This is a genomic window from Mesorhizobium sp. M4A.F.Ca.ET.090.04.2.1, from assembly GCF_003999085.1.
Lineage (GTDB): Bacteria > Pseudomonadota > Alphaproteobacteria > Rhizobiales > Rhizobiaceae > Mesorhizobium.
On the sequence record NZ_RZOT01000422.1, the window covers coordinates 1 to 5,473 of the forward strand.

The following is a 5,473-nucleotide window of genomic DNA, read 5'->3' on the forward strand; positions in this document are numbered from 1 at the left end:
CTTCAAGTCGAACCGGCGCGGCTTCTGGTCGTTGTGGATCTTTCTCATCCTGTTCGTGCTGTCGCTGTTTTCCGAGTTCATCGCCAACGACAAGCCTATCATCGCCTCCTACAAGGGCGAGATCCTGTTTCCGGTGCTGATCGCCTATCCGGAAGAGAAATTCGGCGGCTTTTATGCCGTTACCGATTATCGCGACCCCGTCATCCAGGACGAGATCAACGCCAATGGCTGGATGATCTGGCCGCCGGTGCGCTACTCCTACCAGACGGTCAACAACGCCATTCCCGAGGCGGCACCGACCAAGCCGTCCTGGCTCTACGACAAGAAGACGCTCTGCAATCAATACCCGCAAGGCGCCGCCGATCCGGACTGCTCGGTCGGCAACTGGAACTGGCTGGGTACCGACGACCAGGCGCGGGACGTGCTGGCGCGGCTTATCTACGGCTTCAGGATCTCCGTCCTGTTCGGCCTGATCCTGACGGTGGGGTCGTCGCTGATCGGCGTGGCGGCCGGCGCCATGCAGGGCTATTTCGGCGGCTGGACAGACCTTCTGTTCCAGCGCTTCATCGAGATCTGGTCGGCGATCCCGGTGCTTTATCTGCTCCTCATCGTGGCCGCCATCCTGCCGCCCGGCTTCTTCATCCTGCTCGGCCTGATGCTCTTGTTCTCCTGGGTGGCGCTGGTGGGCGTGGTCAGGGCCGAGTTCCTGCGCGCCCGCAACTTCGAATATGTCAACGCCGCGCGCGCTCTTGGCGTGCCCAACCTGACCATCATGTTCCGCCACCTTCTGCCCAACGCCATGGTGGCGACGCTGACCTTCCTGCCCTTCCTGCTTTCAGGCTCGATCTCGACATTGACCTCGCTCGACTATCTCGGCTTCGGCCTGCCGCCGGGCTCGGCCTCGCTCGGCGAAATGCTGAAACAGGCGCAGCGCAACCTCAACGCGCCGTGGCTCGGCATCTCCGCCTTCATCGTCATCTCGCTGATGTTGTCGCTGCTGGTCTTCGTCGGCGAGGCGACGCGCGACGCCTTCGATCCGCGCAAGACGTTCAAATGAGCGAGCCCCTGCTTTCCATTCGCGATTTGAGCGTTGCCTTCGCGCAAGGCGGCAAGCAGTCGCTGGCCGTCGACCATATCGCCTTCGACATCGCCAAGGGCGAGACGGTGGCGCTGGTCGGCGAGTCCGGTTCCGGCAAGTCGGTCTCGGCGCTGTCGGTGCTGAAACTGCTGCCCTATCCGACAGCCAGCCACCCGTCGGGTCGGATCCTGTTCCAGGGCGCCGACCTGTTGTCCATGGACGAGCGGGCGCTGAGGCGCGTGCGCGGCAACAAGATCACCATGATCTTCCAGGAGCCGATGACCTCGCTCAATCCGCTGCATACGATTGAGCAGCAGATCGTCGAGGTGCTGAAGCTGCACCAGGGGCTTGGCGACCGGCAGGCCCGCGCCCGCACGCTGGAACTGCTCAACGAGGTCGGCATCCGCGAGCCGGAAAAGCGACTCGACGCCTATCCGCACCAGCTGTCCGGCGGCCAGCGCCAGCGCGTCATGATCGCCATGGCGCTGGCCAACGAGCCGGAGCTTTTGATTGCCGACGAGCCGACGACCGCGCTCGACGTCACCGTGCAGGCGCAGATCCTCGAACTGCTAGCCAAACTGAAAGCCCGCAAGGGCATGTCGATGCTGTTTATCACCCATGATCTCGGCATCGTCCGGAAGATCGCCGACCGAGTCTGCGTGATGACCAAGGGCAAGATCGTCGAGAGCGGCCCGACCAAGGACATCTTCGCCAACCCGCAGCATGCCTATACCAAGCACTTGCTGGCGGCCGAGCCCAAAGGCAAGCCGCCTGCCGCCAACGCGGACGCCAAGGCGGTGATGACGGGGAAGGACATCAAGGTCTGGTTCCCGATCAGGCGCGGCTTCTTCCGCCGCACCGTCGACAATGTGAAGGCGGTGGACGGCATCGACGTCACCGTGCGCGCCGGCCAGACGCTCGGCGTGGTCGGCGAATCCGGCTCGGGCAAGACGACGCTTGGGCTGGCGCTGGCCAGGATGATCTCGTCGACCGGAACCATCCAGTTCGACGGGCGCGACATCAACCAGCTCTCCTTCAATGCCATGCGGCCGCTCCGGCGCGAGTTGCAGATCGTCTTCCAGGATCCATTCGGCTCGCTCAGCCCGCGCATGTCGATCGCCGAGATCATCGAGGAAGGACTGAGGATCCACGAGCCGAAGCTCACGCCCGACCAGCGCGACGACAAGGTCGTCGACGTGCTGAAGGAGGTCGGTCTCGATCCCGAGACGCGCAACCGCTACCCGCATGAATTCTCCGGCGGCCAGCGCCAGCGCGTGGCCATCGCCCGCGCCATGGTGCTCAACCCGCGCTTCGTCATGCTGGACGAGCCGACCTCGGCGCTCGACATGAGCGTGCAGGCGCAGGTCGTCGACCTGTTGCGCAACCTGCAGGCCAAGCATGATCTCGCCTATCTGTTCATCAGCCACGACCTGAAAGTCATCCGCGCGCTTGCCAACGACGTCATCGTCATGCGCAATGGCCAGATCGTCGAAACCGGGCCGTCAGAACAGATTTTTGGCAGCCCGCAAACGGACTATACTCGGGCGCTGATCTCGGCCGCATTCCGGATCGAGACGGCACCGACCGGTGTGGTCAGCGAGTAGGTTGAGCCCAAGGCCAGAACTGAAATGACTGGGAAGAAAAATCCGCACATGGAAAAGGGCCGCGTCCTGCTTGCCGTCACCGGCTTTCATCCGCAGCGTTGGCGCGAGCTGCTCTCGGCCGAGCGCGAGGTGGTGCTGGAGCCGGACGGCGCCAGCGATCCTTCGATCACCTATGCGGTGGTGTGGAAGCAGAAGGCCAATCTACTTTCGTCCCTGCCCAATCTGCGCGCCATCTTCTCGATCGGCGCCGGCGTCGACCACATCTTCGCCGATCCCGGCCTGCCCGACGTGCCGATCGTCAAGGTAGTCGCCGACAACCTCACCCAATACATGACCGAGTACGTGATTTGGCGCGTGCTCGACCATCACCGCCAGGGCATGCTCTATCAGGCGCAGCAGAAGAAGAAGACCTGGCACGAGCCGCCGCAGCGCCCGGCCGGCGACATCTCGGTCGGCATCATGGGGCTCGGCAATCTCGGCCGCGCCGCGGCATCGGTGTTGCTGTCGCTCGGCTTCGCGGTCAATGGCTGGTCGCGCTCCGAGCGGCCGATGAAAGGTGTTTCCACCTATGCGGGCGAGGCCGGGCTGATCCCCTTCCTCAACGCCACCGACATATTGGTGGTGCTGTTGCCGCTGACGGCCCAGACGCAAGGCATCGTCAGCTACAGTCTCCTGAAGGAGCTGCGCAGGCGCAACGGCCTCGGCGGCTCGGTGCTGATCAATGCCGGACGCGGACGCCTGCAGAAGGACGCCGACATCCTGCGCGCGCTGGACGACGGCACGCTGAAGGAGGCGAGCCTCGACGTGTTCGAGGTCGAGCCGCTGCCGAAGACCAGCCCGCTATGGGCGCATCCGAAAGTGTTCGTGACGCCGCACGCGGCGGCGACCTCGGATCCCGTGCATCTGGTGCCGATCATGCTGCGGCAGATGGCGGCGTACGAGCGCGGCCAGAAGCTCGACAATGTCGTCGACCGCGAGGCCGGCTACTAAATCCTCAGGAAGGTTTCGACCCGGGCAGCTCGAACTTGTTCTTCTTCGCCGGCTTGCCGCAGTCCCGGCGTTCGATCGATCGGTTCATGGCGTCGATCTGGCCTGCCGCCTTGTCGGCATCGCGCCTGGCCTTCGAACGCATATCCGGTGTGAACGGGCCGAAGCCCATGGCCGGATTGGAGAAGGTCGTCTTAGCCGTTGTCGGCAGTTGGCTTTGCTCGGCCAGGGCGTTGCGCTGGGCAATCAGCTGATCGCAAGGCACGTTGTCGTATTGCAGCGAGGACTGCACGTCCTCGTCCTGGCGTTCCGACATTGAGGTGCCGCCGACGCAGCCGGCCGTTGCCAGGCACGAGGCCAAAACCATGATCTTCCAGCGCATGGTATCTTCCTCTCTTTTCGGTATCCGCCCAGCGCAACCCCGACACGCGATTCGGGCTTTTTCGCAGCAAACGGAGCTCGGCGGGGACAGAGGGGGATCACAGCGTTGGTGATTTGCCCGCCACCACGGCCAGGCCATCTATTGGCTCGCGGCGGTCGTGCCGGATGACCGTGCGTTGAAGCCACCGGACGGAAAGTCCGTTAGCGGCCAGGACGATCCGCACATAGGCCTCGGAATGCGCGTAGCGGCGTGACGGCCGCAGCGCGAAGCTATCGCCGCCGGCCGGTTCCGTGTCGGTCAGCGTCTCGACAGAGAACGCAAACAACCCATCCTCGGCAAGCATGCCGGCGACTGTCCTCACAATGCCCTCAAGCGCGCCGACATAGATGAAGACGTCGGCCGCGACCACGAGGTCGGCTTTGGGACCGGCGTAGACAAGATCCTGCAGGTCGGCCTTGACGAGTCGATCGTAGACGCCTTTGGCCCGCGCCTTCCGCAGCATGGCGGCGGAGATGTCGTAGCCCTCGAGCCGGTCGACGATCGGCCGCAGCCTTTCGCCCATCAGGCCGGTCCCGCAGCCGAGATCGAGTGCCAGCGATAAGCGCCGTGGCCGGACCGATCGAATGGCCTGGTCGAGTAATTCGGGCATCCGGTAGCCGAGCTTGTTGACGAGCATCTCCTCGAAGCTCTCGGCATAGTGGTCGAACAGCGTCTCGACGAAAGCGCTGGGCGGAGCCGCGGCCGTCGGCGCCTTGCCGGCGAGTTGCAGCTTCAGCGCGGCGCCCAGCCGGTCCGCCGGCTCCAGCCGCAACGCCATCGCCCAGGCCTGCGCGGCCTGATCGGGCTGGCCGGCGGCTTCCTGCATCTCGCCGAGGCGGAACCAGCCGGCCGACCATTGGGGCGCCAGCTCCAGCGCGCCGAGCAGCAGCTCCGCCGCAGCAGTGGGATCGCCGGAGGCGCCGAGCATCTCGGCGAAGTCGGCGCGGCGGTCGGCGGTCAGGTCGCCGGACGAGGCCTGGAACGGTTTCATGGTGCAAGGATCCCACCGGTGATCGGACCGGCGGCTGGCTGTAGGATGAGTCAGCAGTCTCTGGCAACAGGCTTCCCGCGCCGGATTTAGCCACTATCTTGAAGCCATGCGCGCCAGCGACCTGCTCAAGCCCCGCCCCGAGGGCCTCTACTGCCCGCCCGGCGATTTCTTCATCGACCCGGTGCGGCCGGTGGAACGCGCGCTGATCACGCACGGCCACTCCGACCATGCGCGCTCCGGCCACGGCTCGGTGCTCGCGACCCGGCAGACGCTCGACATCATGGCGTTGCGCTATGGCGAGGATTTTGCCGGGACCACGCAGGCTGCCGTCCTCGGCGAGACGATCGACCTCAACGGCGTGTCGGTCAGCTTTCATCCGGCGGGCCATGTGC

The 5,473-nt window shown here is 64.9% G+C and carries 5 protein-coding genes and 1 pseudogene; 4 read left to right on the plus strand and 2 right to left on the minus strand.

Annotated elements, in window-relative coordinates:
- The 3 genes from EN781_RS24515 to EN781_RS24525 form a co-directional block, all read left to right on the plus strand.
- The coding region (locus EN781_RS24515) for an ABC transporter permease (RefSeq protein ID WP_145965605.1) at positions 1 to 1,057 on the plus strand (1,057 nt) is incomplete at its 5' end.
- Positions 1,054 to 2,682, plus strand: a complete 1,629-nt coding sequence (locus EN781_RS24520) for an ABC transporter ATP-binding protein (RefSeq protein ID WP_126056713.1) — start codon at positions 1,054 to 1,056, stop codon at positions 2,680 to 2,682. The genes EN781_RS24515 and EN781_RS24520, both read left to right, overlap by 4 nt.
- 48 nt (positions 2,683 to 2,730) lie before the next feature.
- On the plus strand, positions 2,731 to 3,672 hold the full coding sequence (locus EN781_RS24525; protein ID WP_126059251.1) for a glyoxylate/hydroxypyruvate reductase A: 942 nt from the start codon (positions 2,731 to 2,733) through the stop codon (positions 3,670 to 3,672).
- A 4-nt stretch (positions 3,673 to 3,676) separates the two neighbouring features.
- Here EN781_RS24525 and EN781_RS24530 read toward each other — a convergent pair whose 3' ends face one another.
- Both EN781_RS24530 and EN781_RS24535 read right to left on the minus strand, forming a co-directional pair.
- Positions 3,677 to 4,051 (minus strand): hypothetical protein, encoded by a 375-nt coding sequence (locus EN781_RS24530; RefSeq protein ID WP_126056714.1) that lies wholly within the window; start codon positions 4,049 to 4,051, stop codon positions 3,677 to 3,679.
- 97 nt (positions 4,052 to 4,148) lie between these two features.
- Positions 4,149 to 5,081 (minus strand): methyltransferase domain-containing protein, encoded by a 933-nt coding sequence (locus tag EN781_RS24535; protein WP_126056715.1) that lies wholly within the window; start codon positions 5,079 to 5,081, stop codon positions 4,149 to 4,151.
- Between the two features lie 106 nt (positions 5,082 to 5,187).
- Here EN781_RS24535 and EN781_RS24540 point away from each other — a divergent pair.
- A pseudogene (locus EN781_RS24540) lies at positions 5,188 to 5,473 on the plus strand (DNA ligase-associated DEXH box helicase); the annotation flags it as partial.